Here is a 16,886-nt window from a genome sequence, read left to right as displayed (position 1 = left end):
ACGCAAACCATCACGAACGAAACCAGCAGCGGCGCAGACGTCGTTTTTTGGGTCGACGGTGAAAACAGCGTGATTAACGCCAGCCAAATTGTTGCGGAAACCCAAGCTAGCTTCGTTGCCGATATCGTCCGCGTATACGACCAGGGCACGTTGAATATTTCCGATAGTACCCTTATTGGACACTCAGGCGACACGTTTGAAGTGGATACGCAGGGCAGCCTTACGTTGAATAACGTGACGGTGCACAGTGAGGGGGGAAATCTTAATGGGCTCTTCAATATCGTAGGTAACGGTAGCGTAGTCGTTAATGGCGGCAGCATTACGACAGACGGTGAGCTGCTTGATATGGTGGACGGTAGGGTCTCCTTTACTGACATGACCATTACGGCACTGAGAGGGGGATATATACAAGGAAATTCCTCGTTGACGCTGTCAGGCGTCAATTTAATCACTCAAAATTACGGTGTTGCCATTGGTGCGGATAGTGAAGCGACAATTATCAATTCAACTATCCATTCCGGTGATAGCTATAGCGGCGTGTTAAGCGTTGGTACAGTAAGTATCGTTAATACTCACATTGATGGCGGCGGTAATGGTGGATACGCTTTTGCTCTGTCAACTTATGGTTCGGGGGTGATTGACGGCGATAGTGTTTATATTACCCACAGTAATTCTTATCAGGGTGTGGGAGCTTGGACTGAGAGCGGTACGATTACGCTGCGTAACAGCAGCATCGATCTGCAAAACGGTGAACTGTCCGCGGGCGTTTTTGCGCTGGGTTCATTATCGGATAGTCCGATACTCCTTGAGCTGTCAGACTCAAGCGTCAACGTCAGCGGCACGAACGTCTTTGGTGTCGTATCTGCCGCGCAGGACGGTAATACCAGTTTACCCAACGTCATATTGACCAATACTGACGTTACGATGCAGGGTGAGCGGGCCTATGCTTACAACGCCTCAGGCCTCGGCGCCAGTTTAACGATTACCGGCGGCAGCGCGACGACCGATGGCAGCAATGCGTATGGCCTAAAGCTGCGCGATCGGGCCAGCGTCACGATGACCGGCACGTCTATTTCTACGGCGGGCGCAGATTCGTCGGCTATCTATACAAGTTATGAAGCGCAGAGTACCGGCAACGCACTAACCTTTGACAGCAGTGCGATCGCCGCACGCGATGCGGCCGTCGTTAAGGCGACCGGCGACCTGACGCTGAACCTTACCAACGGCACCACGCTGAACGCACAAAACGGCAACGCGGCGATATTAGCCTCCGATGGGTATGATATCGGTTTCAGCTTCGTAACTCCCGTTCCGGACGTTTATACTCCAGCAGGCAGCGTCGTAGTGAATGCCGACGCATCGACTATTAACGGCGACGTGATACAGAGCAGCAGCGACGGCAGCGGCTCACTGGCGCTGAGCCTGAAAAACGGTTCGGCGTGGCAGGGAGCGGCGAAGAACGTTAGCCAGATAGAGATTGACGACGCCAGCCAGTGGCTGGTTAACGGCGATTCCTCGTTTGGCGCGCTGAACAACACCGGTCTGGTGAAGGTTGATTCTTCTGTCGTGTTGACCGGCGCCGTTAACAATGCGGGAGCGATTGTATATTCCTCGCCCGCCGCTGGCGGCGCGTTCCGCACGCTGACTGTCAACGGCGATTACCATGGTAACGGTCAGCTGTTAATGAACGTAGCGCTCGGCGGCGATGATTCTCCGAGCGACAGGCTGGTGGTCAACGGCGACACTTCCGGTACGACCAGCGTGCATATCAACAACGTCGGCGGGCTGGGGGCACAAACCGTCAACGGCATTGAAGTGATTGACGTTAACGGCGCATCGAGCGGCGTGTTTACCCAGGGTAATCAGGTGCAGGCCGGGCTGTACGAGTACCGTCTGTATCAGGACGCGAACAGCGGCGACTGGTATTTGCGCTCGCAGGCGTCTGGCCCGGAGCCGGTCACACCCCAGTATCGCGCGGATACCGGCGCCTACCTTGGCAACCAGTGGATGGCGCGCAGCCTGCAGATGCAGTCCCTCTACGATCGCGAAGGCAGCCAGCTTCGCTCTGACGACGGCAGCGTGTGGATGCGGTTTAAGTCTGGTGCGGCCGACTCTACGGCGGCGAGCGGCTATGTTGATATCGACAGCCGCTATTCCCAGATCCAGCTCGGCGGCGACGTTTTGGCATGGCGCTACGGCGAACAGAGCCTGGACGTCGGCCTGATGGGCAGCTATATCACCGCGGATACCGACAGTACGGGCAACCGGGGCGCCGACGGCAGCCGGTTTAGCGCCTCCGGTCACGTCGATGGTTATAATCTTGGCGTTTACGCCACCTGGTTTGCCGACGCGCAGGCCCATCGGGGCATGTACGTCGACAGCTGGTATCAGTACGGCATGTACGATAACTCGGTGGATAACGGCGACGCAGGCTCCACCCGCTATGACTCAACGGCCAACGCCGCCTCGCTGGAGGTCGGCTATCGTTACGATATTGCGCTCAATAGCGGTAATTCAATAGGCCTGACGCCGCAGGCGCAGGCCGTTTGGCAGAACTACAGCGCTGACGGCGTGAAAGACGGTAACGGTTCGCGTATCGACGGCCAGAACGGCGACGGTTGGACCACCCGCCTCGGTCTGAGAGTAGACGGTCGGCTGCGCAAGGACGCCAACGTCATTCAGCCGTTTGTCGAAGCCAGCTGGCTGCACGCCAGCGACGGGACAACGGTGTCTTTCGATAATGCTCAAACGAGGCAGGAAATGCCGTCCGATCGGGCGGAGCTGAAAGTGGGCATACAGGCGAATATCGGCAGTCGGTTAAGCGTCACTGCTCAAGCCTCGGGCCAGAAGGGCAGCCACGGCTACGGCGATGCCAACTTCGGCCTGAACGTGCGCTACGGCTGGTAAACGGTATATTCCCTCGGCAGAGGTAAGCCTTTGTCGGGGGATGCGTCAGGCGGCGGCGCTAGCTGCCCATCTCTGACAGGTCGATTTTTACCGCGCAACATTTCTTCATTTCCTCACTGCCCTCACATTTTTCCGCAAAGAAGTTGTTTATCGTTCACGCAAAATCCATCGAGTCTACGCATCCGTTACACAGGCAGTGAAAATAAAATGAAATGGAAACGTTTAACCTGTTTTCTTTTGGCTATGAGCGCCTCAGCGGCGCTGTTTGGCTGCAAACCGTCCGAATCTGAGCTGGAACAGCGCGCCGTAGAACAATTCAGAACCAAGCTCGCCGCCGCGCAATACCATGAAATTTACCTGGCCTCTTCCGATATGCTGAGGAAAAAACTGACGGAAGTGCAGTTGGCCGAAATGCTGGAAGCGACGAAGCTCGACTTAGGCTCCTATCAAAGCGCGAATTTACGCGATCGTGAGCTAACGACCTATGCAAAAGGGCTAAGGCTCGTCAGGCTAACCTATGGCTCTGCTTTTTCCAAGCGTTCCGGTATCGAAGAAGGGTTTGCCTTTGAAAAAACTCATCGAGGCCTGAAGCTTGCGGGATATTGGTATAAAAATGCTAATTGATGCAGGATGCGTTCAGATAGTGCAAATAAAGTGTAGTTATCGTAAATATCGCCTTTACTCTGGAGCTATCGGTGCCTTTTCAAGAAAAAATAGTGAAATAACGTCTTTATTGGGCTCCCATATAACGCTATTGTTCCTTCATCTTTTTATCTTTGGAATTAAAGCCGTTCGGCGCTACAGGGACGTTCGACCATGAACCTTAAATATCTACTGCTTTCTCTTCTTATGATCCTCCTAGTGCTGCCTACGGTGGCGCAGGGCGGGGCGATGCTGTTTATGATACTGATTGAGTCGCTGAATCTGAGAGGACTCTCTGGTTTCGGGCTGATAGCGGCTCCCGTCGGTATCGCTTTCGTGGGATACGTGTGGGGAAAGCATATCCAACTGCCTGACCGCTTTTGGCCGCGCTATGCGCCCATGCTGATCGCCATTTTTTATATTTTGGCTTTCTGGATTCTAGCGATGTTTGTCAGCGGGGGCGATTTCACTCATGAGGCCTTTATCTGGATGGGAATTGGCACGATCCCATTCTTTGTTTCTTCTTTTATTGCGGTCTTCAGTGGGGGGTTTTGGATGATGCTGTGGGTTCCCGCGGCGACTTACGCACTGTTCACGCTGGCGTTCGCCTTCGGTGCGAAGCGCGCCGGTAAGCCTCTGGTGGATAAAAAGGGGCTCAAGGCGTCGCTAGGGCTGTTTTGCGCTCTACTGCTGGTTGTGGGCTGTCAGGGGTATAACCGCGAGAGCAATTTAATTAAAGAAGACAGTGAGAAAACTGTCGATGAAACCATTTCGCTTTACGACTACAGGCCGTTTAGTGAAGGCAACCTGCTGACGCCGGTGGAAAAACCAACGCTTCACATCGGCAAAGACTGGCCGCGCCTTGACGGTGCGACGGCGGCTTATCCGGTCTATGCGTCCGCCGTACAGGCCATTTATCAAGGGCTGGATGCAAGCTCCGCCAGCAAGTACGTTACCAGCAGCAGGACGCCGGAAGCCTATAAGTCTCTGATTGACGGCCAGGTTGACCTGATTTTCGCCGCCGAGCCTTCGGTGGAACAAAAGAAAGCGGCTGCCGACAAGGGGGTTACGCTGACGCAGACTCCTTTTAGCCGCGAGGCGTTCGTTTTCGTCGTCAGTCAGGACAACCCGGTAACCGGCCTTACGGTCGAGCAAATTCGCAGCATCTACAGCGGAAAAATCAACAACTGGCGCGACGTGGGCGGCAGGGACGAAAATATTATTCCCTTCCAGCGCCCGGCGAACTCCGGCAGCCAGACCGTAATGTTGTCAAAGGTGATGCAGGATCTTGAGATGCGTAAACCGCTAGAGACCGAACGCACCAGCGGCATGGGTGGCTTGGTGCGCCGCGTTGCCAACTATCAGAACGTCACTAACGCGCTGGGTTACTCCTTCCGCTACTATGCAAGCCAGATGGACAAAAACGAGAAGCTGCGCCTGCTCGCCATCGACGGCGTCGCGCCGACGGTGGAAAATATCCGCAACGGCAGCTATCCGTTTACCGTGGACGTGTATATGGTGACGACCGGCAAGCCGTCGGCCAATACTCAGGCGCTTATCGACTGGTTCTTAAGCCCGCAGGGGCAGAAGCTGGTGGAGGACGTGGGGTACGTGGCGATGGGGGATGTAAAGTAGGTTTCAGCAAACCCGTAGGGGATAAATAAGCGCGCGAAAAATCTTGGCGCTTGAGTTTGTTTTTTGAAGCGGCGGGAAAATACCCGCCGCTTTTTACGACCAAAATGCAAGGAGAGGTTATTTCTTCATAATGCGGATAGTCTTCTCGCTTTCGGAGTAATCCATATACACGCTCAGAATCTGCGTTGCACCATCAAAGCTCCACCGACAGTTTCTTTGGCTCTGGCCTTTAATGTCCAAAGTCCAACCGTTTGGGTACTGTAATTCCGGTATAAAAATTTCAGTCGGCGCGGTGACGTCTTTATCCTGTTTAAACGTTAGTTCAAGCTTGCCAGCTCCTCGATTGAAGCTGAATTTAACCGGCTTGCCCGAAATGGTGCGCGGATAAGGGCGGACGATGCTGGCCGCTTTGGTGCAAATATGACCGCTCTGGTCTTCGATGCTCCAGCCTGCCTCTTCGTTAGTCCATAGTATGAATCCGCTGTTAAGTTCATCAAATTTGCCGATAGCAGCGTCAAAATACTCGTTTATATTCACCGTTTCCGTTGCTCCGATTTCACCAACTACCATCGGCATATTGAGCGCTTTCATTTCCTTAATGCGATTATCCGCCCAAGCGGCAATTTGCACTGTGTCAATAAGGGTGTAGGGCATACCGGCAGTGACGCCCAGCGGATAAATGTGCGGTGCATAGACTAAACGCGGTGCGCTCTGGATCGGGTCCTTTAATGGCCGCAGTCCGCCAGGTAGCCCCTGGTTAGGGCCAACGGCTTGAGGCTCAAGAAAGATGTATTTTTTGTCGTCGACGCCGCGGATCCTATCAATAGCTCGCTGATAAAAATCGGAAAGTTGATTTGCCTGGAAGCTCCCGTCTAACGTGTTGCATATATCGCCGCTGAACGGCTCATTGAACAAGTCGTAGCCGATAACGCGCGGGTTATCCTTCAGGCGCCGCACCACTTCTACCTGAGCGCCAATCAGGTGATCTTGCAGCTCAGGATACTTTTTATAATCAAAGAAGTTTCTGAATGCCGCCATCGTTGCGGGATCCAAATGCTGCAGGCTCCAGTCGATTTTAGACAGCGGCTGCTTTTTAGGTACCAGACCGTCAGTGTAGGTCGCCCATGCGGGCGCGCCGTCGTTGTCGTTCGGAATGGGAGACGAACTTAATGAAGGGCTGTACAGATCCTGATGGAAATCGATGAGGACGTACATCCCTTTATCCGTGTAGCGTTTAACCGTCTTTTCCAGATTGGTCAGATAAACGTCGTCAAAAACGCCTTTTTCCGGTTCGATTCGCATCCAAAACGCCAGCAGGCGCACCACGTTCATGCCGTAGTTGTAAATATGGCGATCGATATAATCGTCAGCGCCCATGGGGCCTGGCATGCCGTCTACGGTTTCTTTGGCGTCGGCGGTGTTGGTGCCGTGCAGGATCAGGACGCGCCCTTGTTCATCGAAAATGTATTTACTGTCAAAATCCATTGTTATATTCCTATTTTATTTGTTGAATTTGGAAAAATTTGGCGTGTTTTTTGCCCAAGCTGAGGTCGTCGCCTGTGGCTTGTTAATCAGTGCAAAGTCATATTCACGAAGTTCGTTCTGCGTGGCTGCAGACGAATAGGATGTTCGTGTTATATCCGTCGATGGTAGCGGCACGACGCATGGGTGCGTCGTGCCGTCAACATAGGGGTATATTCGGTTATTTATTGGGAAGACGATTCGTAAGGATTATTTCTTAACGATACAAATAACCTTTTCGCTCTCAGAGTAGTCCATATAAACGCTCAGGATTTGAGTGGCGCCGTCAAAGCTCCAGCGGCAGTTTCTTAACGTTTGGCCTTTGATGTCCAGATTCCAGCCGTTAGGATACTGCGACTCCGGTACGAATATTTCCGTTGGTGCGGTGACGCCCTTGTCCTGTTTGAAAGCCAGTTCAAACTTTCCGCTGTGGCGGTCAAAACTAAACTTAATCGGCTTACCGGAAATTGCCTGCGGATAAGTTCGGACAGTGCTGTCTACCTTGGAATACGGTTGGCCGTCCTTATCCTCGATGCTCCAAGTGTTTTGTCCGTCAATCCACACCATAAACCCGCTGTTGAGCTCATCAAACTTGTTGATGGCCGCGTCGAAATATTTAGCCACGGTTGAGGTTTCCGGCGCGCCGATCTCTCCCACCGCCATTGGCATATTCAGCGCCTCCATTTCTTCCGCGCGGTTTTTAGCCCATGCGGCTATCTCCAGCGCGTCGATCAGAGTATAGGCTTTACCGGTAGGGGCGCCCAGCGTATAGATGTGCGGCGCATAGACCAGACGCGCTTCGCCTGAGCGAGGGTCTTTCAGCGGCCGCAAGGCGCCCGGCAGGCCCTGATTAGGGCCGACGGCCTGTGGCTCAACAAAGATATACTTATTGCTTTCTACAGTACGGATCCGATCAATGGCCCTTTGATAAAAGTCCGAGAGCTGCTGTGCCTGGAAGCTGCCGCTCAGCGTAGTGCTTAAGTCACCGCTGAACGGTTCGTTGAACAGATCGTAACCGATAACGCGTGGGTTATCTTTGAAACGGCGAGCGACCTCAGTTTGGGCCCCAATCAGACAGTCCTGTAGTTCAGGGTACTTCTCATAGTTAAAGAAGTTTTTGAACGCGGCCATCATTGCAGGATCCAGATGCTGCATGCTCCAGTCGAACTTGGTGAGCGGGTGCGTTTGGGGTTCCAGACCGTCGGTGTAAGACGCCCACAGCGGCGCGCCGTTGTTGCCGTTCGGATCGGGCGGAACGTCGAGGCCTGGGCCGTACAGATCCTGATGGAAATCAATCAGGACATACATTCCTCTGTCGGTATAGCGTTTGACCGCTTTTTCCAGTCGAACCAGATACGTTTTGTCATAAACCCCCTTTTGCGGCTCAATTCGGGCCCAAAACGCCAGCAGGCGCACCACGTTCATGCCGTAGTTTTTGATATGTCGGTCGATGTAGTCGTCAGCGCCCGTTTTGCCGGGCATGCCGTCTTCGGTCCATTTGGCGTCGCCGGTGTTGGTGCCGTGCAGGATCAGGACGCGTCCTTGTTCATCATAAATAAATGGGCGGTTGGAACTCATAGGTTATCTCTTTAGTTAGTTAATCAGTGTGTGAGTAAAGGCGTTTGCGCGCTTTACGTGCGCGGTGACGTCATGGGCTATAGGAAGCCGTTTCGCGGTGGCGAAAAGTAAAAAACCCCGCGAATTGCGGGGTGAAAAATAGAATATGTGATTGGCCGAGAGCGGCGTAGGTTAGGGTGACTATTTAAAGTTGTTGGTTTCCTTTTTAGGTGATGTGATATCTAACGAAAATTGTTAGAGTTTTATGAAGTTACCATAGGGACTATATCAAATAATATAATACAGTCAACAACTAATTGTTGTTAATTTATTTACTATAGCGATAGTTCAAGATAATAACGTTCTATTAATTTGTTGAAATCTACCCGTCAAAAGATGCCTCCTCCCCTGTGCTCTCCTTCAACCAGCGGTTCAGCGAGGTTCTGTCCACGTTGAGCCGCTTGGCCAGTCGGCTTTTGTTGTTCTGTTCGGCGTGCAGCAGCTGGTGCAGCATGCGTAGCCGGATGGCCTTAAAATCGCCCTTCAACATGCGGCAGCGGGGGCAGGAGGAGGGCGTCGGCACGGCTGCAGGCTCCAGGTCGTCGAGCAGCAGGCGGGCTTCCGCCAGCGTCGCGGGGCGGGTGTGTATCGAAAGCACCAGCCTTTCAATGATGTTGCCCAGCTGGCGCACGTTGCCCGGCCAGGAGTAGCTTTGCAGCGTTCGCCACAGTTCCGGCGTCAGCGTCATTTCGGGCAACTGATAGCGCTGGCAGTATTCATTGAGCAGGTAGGCGCCAATCGCGCGGACGTCTTCCGGGCGCTCGCGCAGCGGCAGCGTCGTTGCTTTGAGCACGTTAAGCCGATAGTAGAGATCTTCCCGAAATACGCCCTGTTCTATCAGCTGAGGCAGCTTCTTGTTGGTGGCCGCTATGATGCGAATATCGATAGGGATAACCCGATCGGAGCCCAGGCGCATAATCTGCCGCTCCTGCAGCACGCGCAGCAGGCGCGACTGCAGCGGCTTATCCAGCTCGCCGATTTCATCCAAAAACAGCGTTCCCTGATGCGCCAGCTCAAACAGCCCGGTTTTCCCCTTAGGCGACGCGCCGGTAAACGCGCCCGCTACGTAGCCAAACAGTTCACTTTCCAGAATTTGCGGTGCGACGGCGCCGCAGTTGATGGCGACGAACGGCCCGTTCGCCCGTCGGCTGGCGTTGTGCAGGCTTTGCGCCAGCAGCTCTTTTCCCGTACCGCTCTCTCCGCTTATCAGAATGGTCGCGTCGGTCAGCGCGTAGGTGCGCATGATATCCATGCGTCGCCTCATTTCGGGGTTTTCGGTAATGATGTCGTTAAAGCGGTAGCGGGCGTTCAGGCCCCGCTGCGCCAGCTCCTGCCGGCGAACCTGATATTCGGTATCCCGCAGGCTGGCGGCGGTTTGCACCGTTAAGACGGCGCGAATGAGCCTGTCGTCCGCGATCACCGGATATTGGTTTAAGACCAACACCCCCAGCGCGCTGTCGATGATTTGCGCCAGCACCGGCTTCCCTCGGCGCAGCGAGTCCCAGTCGGGGCGGATGGCCGCGCTAAGCTGGGACAGCGTCAGCGATCCCGTGTCGCTTTCCGCCGTCGCTTTCAGGTCGAACAGCATACGGGCGCAGTGATTGACGTGCAGCACGTTGCCCCGTTCATCAACGGAGATCACGCCCTTGTCGAACTTGTCCAAAATCAGCTGCAGGTGGTCGCGCTCCAGCGCCTGTTGCCTGAAGGCCTGATAGAGCGTCTGCGCTTCTTCCAGCGCTTGGCGCACGGAGTCGATGCCGGAGTTAAGCAGGCGAAAGCGGGTCGCCAGCGGCGCGAAGTAGTCCTGGCAGACGGTGTCCCCTACAATCCAGTCCAGCCGCTGGGTCGTCAGCCTTTGCTGCATGGCGGCGATCTCTTTAGCGTCGTTGCTGGTCAGCAAAAAGGATTCGTGCTCAATGCCCAGCTGTTCCGCCGCGCGGCAGCAGCCTTCGACGACGCTTCGAAAGCCGACGATGCCGATGCGGACCTTTTGCCCGATAAACGGCGTTAGCGCGTTGAGCACGTCGTAGCCCGAGGTTTTTATCTCGACCACCGGCAGTCGGCTGTGCTGACGCAGAAGGTCGGCGCAGCCGCCCCGGCTTATCAGCACGCGGTGCCCGCGGGATTCCAGCGTCGGCAGTTCCTCAATAATGCGATTTAAATCAGTCAGGTGTAGCGTCAGCGGCGTTGAGACCCCCGGAAGCAGGCTTTTGGCTTCCTCAATCAGAGCGGGATAGGGGGCGACCAGGCAAAGCGGCGTTGGCGCAGTCTCGAAAGGAATTGTGTTCATAACCATGGACCTACAAAACGGGGGAGCCATGATGCGCTATCTTACCTTTGGCGTCAGGGAAAAGGTGAACGTGGGCGCATAATCGTGACATCGGCTGGATAAATTCGGCGCTCTTGGATAACGAGAGCGCCGAACGCGTTTTGTTAGCCGACCGCTCGGGCCTCGGTGCGCTGGGCATTGCGCTTGGCTATCCATACGGTCAGGAAGGGCACCAGCAGGGCGGTGACGATGGTAGACGCCGCCACCTGCGCCGCTGCGCTGGTGGCGGTCTCCGCCAGGCTTGGGTCGATGAGCACCAGCGCCGCCGGCGTAGCGACGGCGTTGCCTGCCGTGGAGGAAACGGCCGCCCCCGCGACGCCGGTCCCGCCCGACATTCTGTCGGCCATGATGTTGAAAGCGCCGCCGATAAATACCGTCATCAGGCCCAGAAGAATACCGGAGAAGCCTGCCGTCAGCAGGCGGGCGAAGTCGATGCCGTAGCCTAATCCAAAGGCAAAGAAGGGGATAAGCATCGCGCCGCCGGTTTTCAGGAAGGTGCGCAATTCTTCATCCAGATTGCCCAGCACCATGCCGATGACGACGGGAATAATCACCGCCAGCAGGTCCATAAACGGAATGGTCACCAGCCCCGCGCTTCCCAGCGCCAGCATGGTTAAAAACGGCCCGTCGTTGATAGAAATCACGGCGATGGCGCCGCCGTCGGTGTCGTCACCGTATTCACCGACCAGTGCGGCGTACAGGCCGCTGTTGGAGTTGGTCATGGCGGCGATGATGGCCAACGCGGACAGCCCAAACAGCCCGTCGGCGCCGCAGAACTTACCCACCAGCAGGCCGACGGCTACGCCGCTGGCGAATTTGGCGAGGGTGATCGCCGCGCCCTTTTTTAACGCCTTGGGCGCGGCCTTAAACTGTACGTCGGCCCCCATGCAGACTAAAAACACGCCGAGGATCGCCATCGCGCCGTGGGAGATTGACGACACGAAGCCGCCTATTTCCAACGCGCCGGGGGCGAAGGTTTTGAACAGTGCGCCGATGATAAGAGGGATAACCATCATCCCGCCGGGAAAACGTTCTAAAGCCTGTTTAATTTTCATAGTTAGCTTCCAGAAAAACGGGCGACCGAGGTTCGCCGCCCGGAAAGAGACGATTTAGAAAGTCGGGGCGATTTTATAAATAGAGAACTCCGCGTGCCCCAGATCTTCCGACTTGGTGGTTTTGCCGTTGGCGACGCGCACCACTTCCCGATAGATCTCTTCGCCCATCTGGGAAATAGAGGCTTCGCCGGTCATGATGGGCGAAACGTCGATATCGATGTTGTCCTTCATCTTGTCAAACGTTGCCTTATTGCCGGTGATTTTGATGACCGGCGCGATCGGGTTGCCGCTCGGCGTGCCGCGACCGGTGGTGAAGATAATCACCTGTGCGCCGCCGGCAACCATGCCGGACATCGACTCAATGTCCTGCCCCGGGGTATCCATCACCCACAGGCCTGGGCTGGTCGGCGCGTCGGCATACTGGAGTACGCCCTGCAGCGGCGCGTGGCCCGCTTTATGGATACAGCCGAGAGACTTTTCTTCAATCGTCGTCAGGCCGCCTTCAATGTTGCCCGGCGTCGGCTGGCCGCCGCGAATGTCTTCGCCCAGCGCCTTGGCGCGCGCTTCGCAGGAGACGACCAGATCGATAAGCTGCTGACCGACTGCCGGCGTCACCGCGCGTTTGGCCATGATGTGCTCGGCGCCGATAAATTCGGTGGTTTCCGACAGAATCGAGCTGCCGCCTTTGGCGATAAGCATATCAGACGCTGCGCCGCAGGCCGGGTTGGAGGCCAGGCCTGAGGTGGTATCGGAGCCGCCGCACTCCATCGCCAGAATAAGCTTGCTGACGGGGGTTATCTCGGTTTTTTGCTGCGAAAGCAGTTGGGCGTATTCGCGCGCCAGCGAGATTCCCTTGGCCTGACACTGCAGCGTGCCGCCTTCCTGCTGGATGGTGATGCAGCAGGAGGGCTTGCCGATTTTCTCGATTTCGTCCGCGATGCGGGTTGGCTCAGCGCCTTCACAGCCGAGGCCAACCACCACGATAGCGCCGACGTTGGGGTTCTTGGCGACGTTGACCAGCGTCTTTTCCGTCAGGCGGGCGTCGCTGGCGACCTGGCAGCAGCCGAAGGTATTGTTGACCCAGGTAGAGCCTTTCACCTGGCGGGAGATATCCTGCGCGACCTTGTTGGAACAGACGCTGGTGGGAAGAATTAGCACGTAGTTACGGATGCCTACGCTGCCGTCCGGACGGCGGTAGCCGGGAAAAGTATCGTTGCTCATGAATATTCCTTAGTGATTTTTTATCGTTATTGAAGATTACTGGTTCCAGTCGCCGCGCCCGCGCTCGCTTTCCACGTTGTGAACGTGCACGTGCTCGCCGAGCTCAATGGCCTGCGTCGCCCTGCCGATAGATTCGCCGTACTTGTATACTTCGTCGTGCAGCGCCATGGCGCGAATGGCGAACTTATGTCCGGCAGGAATGGCGTTGCGCAGCGTGACTTCCTTGGCCTCCGTGCCGATAAACATTGCGGCTTTTTCGCCGGCGGCCAGCGGCATAATGGCCGTAGCGACGCAGTCCTGCGGGTGAATGACAACAGCATTTTTTTTCATGTCGCGATCCTTATGGGTGAGTAAATCACTCAAACAGGTATCAATAACCGTGCCATTTTTTAATCAGCTGATTTATAACGCTTTGGTATATACGGCGGGCTGCCGGTGCGAAAAAATGAGGGAATACGCTGCGGGAGGTGAGGCAAAATGCCTCACCTGTGTTGCAAGACTACGTGAGGGAAAATAAGCGGAAGACGCGCTAGTTAAACACGCCCGATAAAACGGTATTCACGATCGCCGTCGTCACTGCCACCAGCACCAGATCGTCGCCCGCGATGTACCACTCATAGCCCGGATAGTGGGGCAGCGAGCTCAGCATCCCGGCCGGAACGGCCTTTTTGGCGATGCCGGGAGGCAGCGGCTTGCCGCGCGCCAGGTTTTTAGCAATGCCGGGCGGAAGCGATGAGTATCCCGTCAGGCCGTGGGTGACGGCCAGGCCTCTGGCCTGATCGAAGGTAATGGTGATGGTTGGCGAACCGCCGTCGTGGTTTTTACCGCCGTTGCTCTTATTGTTTCCTTTGCCGCCGTTTCCTTTATCGTTGCCCTTATGGCCGTTGTTTTGGTGCGCGCTGTTTTGGTGTCCTTTATTGCCTTTCGCCTTGTCGTTGTCGGCGTTTGCCCCAGTGCTGGCAAGCGTAAAGGGCAGCAAAAACAGCAGGGTAAGCATGGTTTTTTTCATGATGGATTTGCTCGCTGTGGGTAAAAACATTTCTTTTAGTATAGAAACGCCTTTGCAAGTTTGCACACCGCGGTGCGATGTAGTTGTAACCCAGCGGGCGATGTGCTTCTTCTCAAACCTCCGGCTGCGCTGCCGACAGCAGCCACTGAATAAACGCCTCACCCTTCGGGCTCTGGCGTTCCGGCAGGGTAGCGACGTAGTAGCGCTGGGCGCAGAGCAGCTCCATGTCGGGAAAGGGCGCGACCAGCTCCTGCCTGGCGATGCGCTTTTCCACCAGCTTTTTTCTTCCCATCGCGACGCCGACGTGGTTCATGGCGGCGATAATCGCCAGGTCGGAGCGGTCAAAGCCGATGCTGTGCTGCTCCGCATTGAGTTCGATGGAAAAGTGCCGCGCCCATGAGTTCCACTCGTGGGTGTCGGAGTCGTAGCTCCACGCCTGGCGGTCATGCAAAAGCGTGCAGCGGTTAAGACCTTCGGGGTTGCCCGCCAGGCCGAAGCGTTCGGCGTACTCCGGGCTGCAGACCGGCACGATCGATTCGTCCATCAGGTGGCGGCAGACCAGCCTTTCCGGCGTTTTATCGTCAAAGTAGATAGCCAGATCGATGCCGTAGCCGCGAAAGTCGACGTTTTCATTGCCGGTCAAAACGTTCAGGCTGATGGCCGGGTGCTGTTGGCTAAACTGCGCCAGCTTGGGCACCAGCCAGCACTGGGCGATCGACGGGCGAGAGTATACCGTCAGGCTGCCGGACAGCTCCCGGCTTTTAATCTCCAGTATCTCCCGATTGAGCGATTCCAAAGACGACTTCAGAGACCAGTATACCCGCTGGCCTTCCTGCGTAAGCTCAATGCGGCGGTGAAATCGTCGGAACAGCTTAAAGCCTAGCTCTTCTTCCAGCCCGTTGATGCGGTGGCTGACGGCGCTGGGCGTCAGCGACAGCTCGTCCGCTGCCAGCGCGAATGAGCTGTGGCGCGCGGCCGCTTCAAACGTGTGCAGTTTCGATAGCTGATAGCTGCTCAAACGTTTGCCGCCGGCAAGGTAGTGGTCTTCGGTGTACACGGCGTTCCTCTGTCATAAAACGAGTTCGACTGCGTTAAAGAGTACCCTGAAGCCTGATCTTTTGTGTGAATTTAAATGATGCAATCGTCTCGTATTTTCGGTTATTTGACGGATATCACTCATTTGAATTAATTGGGCTCATGCGAAGCGCCGTTTTTATCGTTTGTCAGCCACCAGCCTTTTTTATCCAATATCCCCTGAACAATTACGGTTTAACGGTTCCTGACTGCAGCAGGACACGGCCCCCTTGATTCAGGAGAAAAATGTCATGATCGATATCTTGATAAAGAACGTTATGGTCGTTGACGGCACCGGCGCGCCCGCCTATCGGGGAAGCGTTGGGGTAGTCGGCGATAAGATAGTCCACGCTGACGGAACAGAAGCGGCGAAAACGGTGATTGAGGGCGAAGGGCTTTACGTCAGCCCCGGCTTTATCGATGCCCACTCTCACGGCGATCTCATATTAGGCGACGAATGCGCCCGGCTCTGTAAAACCTCGCAGGGGGTAACGACGGAAATCGGCGGCCAGTGCGGGCTGTCGGCTGCTCCGGTCACGCCGGAGCATCTAGACCTGGTGCAGGGCCAGCTGTCCGTCGGCGCGCTGGCGTTCCCGGAAGATATGCAAAACTGGACGAATTATCGGCGCTATTTGCACTACGCCGACGCCGCGCCCAAAACGGCGAACATTAAGAGCTATGTCGGCCACAGCACCCTGCGTATTGCAGTGATGGGGTTTGATAACCGTGAGCCGACCGAGCAGGAAATGGAAACCATGAAAGGCCTGCTGAAAGAAGCGATGGAAAACGGCGCCGCCGGCTTCTCCACCGGGCTGATTTATACCCCCTGCTGCTACGCCACCACCGATGAAATCGTCGAGCTGGCCAAGGTGATTAAGCCCTATGGCGGCATTTACGCTTCCCACATGCGCAATGAATCTTACGACAGCGTCAAGGCGGTGGAAGAAACGATTGAAATCGGCCGTCGTGCGGGCGTGCCGGTGTTTATCTCCCACCACAAGATTTTGGGCAAGGCCAACTGGGGCCTGCAAAAACAGACGCTGGCCGTTATTCAAAAGGCGATCGATGAAGGCGTGCAGGTCACCTGCGACCAGTACCCCTACCCGAGAAACATGACCCACCTCAACGCCTGCGTGCCGCCGTGGCACTTCACTGAAGGCGTGGCGAAGATGGCCGAGCGGCTTGAGAGCCCTGCGATGCGCGAAAAAATCCGCCGGGAGATGGAAGACCCTAAATCCGAATATGACAACTACTACATTAACGCCGGCGGCTGGGAAGGGGTGTTTGTCTCCTCATCGCCCAACACGCCGGGCGTAGTGGGAAAAACCGTAGCGGAATATGCGGCAGAGCTGGGGCAAGACCCGTTCGAGACGTTTTTCGACATCATGGTGGAGAACAAAGGCGTCAGCAGCGCGGTGTACAGCAGCATGTGTGACGAAGACGTTTTCGAGATAGCGCAGTTCCCCCATACGGTGGTCGGCAGCGACGGCCTGACCCGCGCGCTGGACGAAAAGGGCCACCCTCGCGCCTACGGCACCTGCCCGCGGGCGATTTGCTACTACCACAAGGAAAACGGCGTCATGACGCTGGAAGAGGTGATACGAAAAATGACCTCGATGCCGGCGGCGCGTTTGGGGATGCCGACCAAGGGCGTGATTAAGGACGGCAACGATGCGGATCTGGTGGTGTTTAACTACGAAAAGCTGCAGGACAAGGCGACGTATACCCATTCGAACGAACTGAGCGACGGCATTGAATACGTCATCGTTAACGGCGGCATTGTCTATCGCGACAAAAAGCTTACCGGCGTTCATTCAGGCAGGGTTCTTCGACACTTTTCAAACGGCGCGCAATAACAATAAAAAGAGTAAACGGA

Annotated in this window: 11 protein-coding genes and 1 pseudogene; 4 read left to right on the top strand and 8 right to left on the bottom strand. The window is 55.6% G+C overall.

Annotated elements, in window-relative coordinates; all coding sequences use genetic code 11:
* Window positions 1-1,476: 1,476 nt before the first annotated feature.
* The 3 genes and pseudogenes from V8L73_RS19940 to V8L73_RS18590 form a co-directional block, all read left to right on the top strand.
* Window positions 1,477-2,907 (top strand): annotated as a pseudogene (locus V8L73_RS19940) (autotransporter outer membrane beta-barrel domain-containing protein); the annotation flags it as partial.
* A 207-nt stretch (window positions 2,908-3,114) separates the two neighbouring features.
* Window positions 3,115-3,531, top strand: a complete 417-nt coding sequence (locus V8L73_RS18595) for a hypothetical protein (RefSeq protein ID WP_134388922.1) — start codon at window positions 3,115-3,117, stop codon at window positions 3,529-3,531.
* A gap of 192 nt (window positions 3,532-3,723) precedes the next feature.
* A complete protein-coding gene (locus V8L73_RS18590; RefSeq protein ID WP_347253709.1) occupies window positions 3,724-5,184 on the top strand; it encodes a substrate-binding domain-containing protein in 1,461 nt (486 codons plus the stop codon).
* Window positions 5,185-5,301: 117 nt separating this feature from the next.
* Here V8L73_RS18590 and V8L73_RS18585 read toward each other — a convergent pair whose 3' ends face one another.
* The 8 genes from V8L73_RS18585 to dsdC form a co-directional block, all read right to left on the bottom strand.
* A complete protein-coding gene (locus V8L73_RS18585; RefSeq protein ID WP_347253708.1) occupies window positions 5,302-6,669 on the bottom strand; it encodes a cellulase family glycosylhydrolase in 1,368 nt (455 codons plus the stop codon).
* 246 nt (window positions 6,670-6,915) lie between these two features.
* On the bottom strand, window positions 6,916-8,283 hold the full coding sequence (locus tag V8L73_RS18580; protein WP_347253707.1) for a cellulase family glycosylhydrolase: 1,368 nt from the start codon (window positions 8,281-8,283) through the stop codon (window positions 6,916-6,918).
* A 361-nt stretch (window positions 8,284-8,644) separates the two neighbouring features.
* The gene (locus V8L73_RS18575; protein ID WP_261832085.1) at window positions 8,645-10,612 is read right to left on the bottom strand and encodes a sigma 54-interacting transcriptional regulator; all 1,968 of its coding nucleotides are present in this window, start codon (window positions 10,610-10,612) and stop codon (window positions 8,645-8,647) included.
* Window positions 10,613-10,755: 143 nt separating this feature from the next.
* Window positions 10,756-11,706, bottom strand: coding sequence for a 2-keto-3-deoxygluconate permease (locus V8L73_RS18570; RefSeq protein WP_261832086.1), 951 nt, complete (start codon window positions 11,704-11,706; stop codon window positions 10,756-10,758).
* Between the two features lie 54 nt (window positions 11,707-11,760).
* Window positions 11,761-12,933: a UxaA family hydrolase gene (locus V8L73_RS18565; RefSeq protein WP_261832176.1), complete on the bottom strand. Its 1,173-nt coding sequence runs from the start codon at window positions 12,931-12,933 to the stop codon at window positions 11,761-11,763.
* Window positions 12,934-12,963: 30 nt separating this feature from the next.
* Window positions 12,964-13,257 carry a UxaA family hydrolase gene (locus V8L73_RS18560; RefSeq protein ID WP_027275524.1) on the bottom strand — a complete coding sequence of 98 codons (294 nt, stop codon included), beginning with the start codon at window positions 13,255-13,257 and terminating at the stop codon, window positions 12,964-12,966.
* Between the two features lie 199 nt (window positions 13,258-13,456).
* Window positions 13,457-13,936, bottom strand: coding sequence for an RcnB family protein (locus V8L73_RS18555; protein WP_261832087.1), 480 nt, complete (start codon window positions 13,934-13,936; stop codon window positions 13,457-13,459).
* Window positions 13,937-14,048: 112 nt separating this feature from the next.
* Window positions 14,049-14,993 (bottom strand): DNA-binding transcriptional regulator DsdC, encoded by a 945-nt coding sequence (gene dsdC, locus V8L73_RS18550; protein ID WP_347253706.1) that lies wholly within the window; start codon window positions 14,991-14,993, stop codon window positions 14,049-14,051.
* A gap of 268 nt (window positions 14,994-15,261) precedes the next feature.
* On the opposite strand from dsdC, the gene V8L73_RS18545 reads away from it, so the two are divergent.
* Window positions 15,262-16,866: a D-aminoacylase gene (locus V8L73_RS18545; protein ID WP_347253705.1), complete on the top strand. Its 1,605-nt coding sequence runs from the start codon at window positions 15,262-15,264 to the stop codon at window positions 16,864-16,866.
* Window positions 16,867-16,886: the final 20 nt, after the last annotated feature.

Origin of the sequence: Leminorella grimontii (genome assembly GCF_039789245.1) — a bacterium.
In the GTDB taxonomy this organism is placed as follows: domain Bacteria; phylum Pseudomonadota; class Gammaproteobacteria; order Enterobacterales; family Enterobacteriaceae; genus Leminorella; species Leminorella grimontii.
Note: the sequence above shows the minus strand (reverse complement) of the source record. Positions and strands in the feature narration are given on the sequence as shown.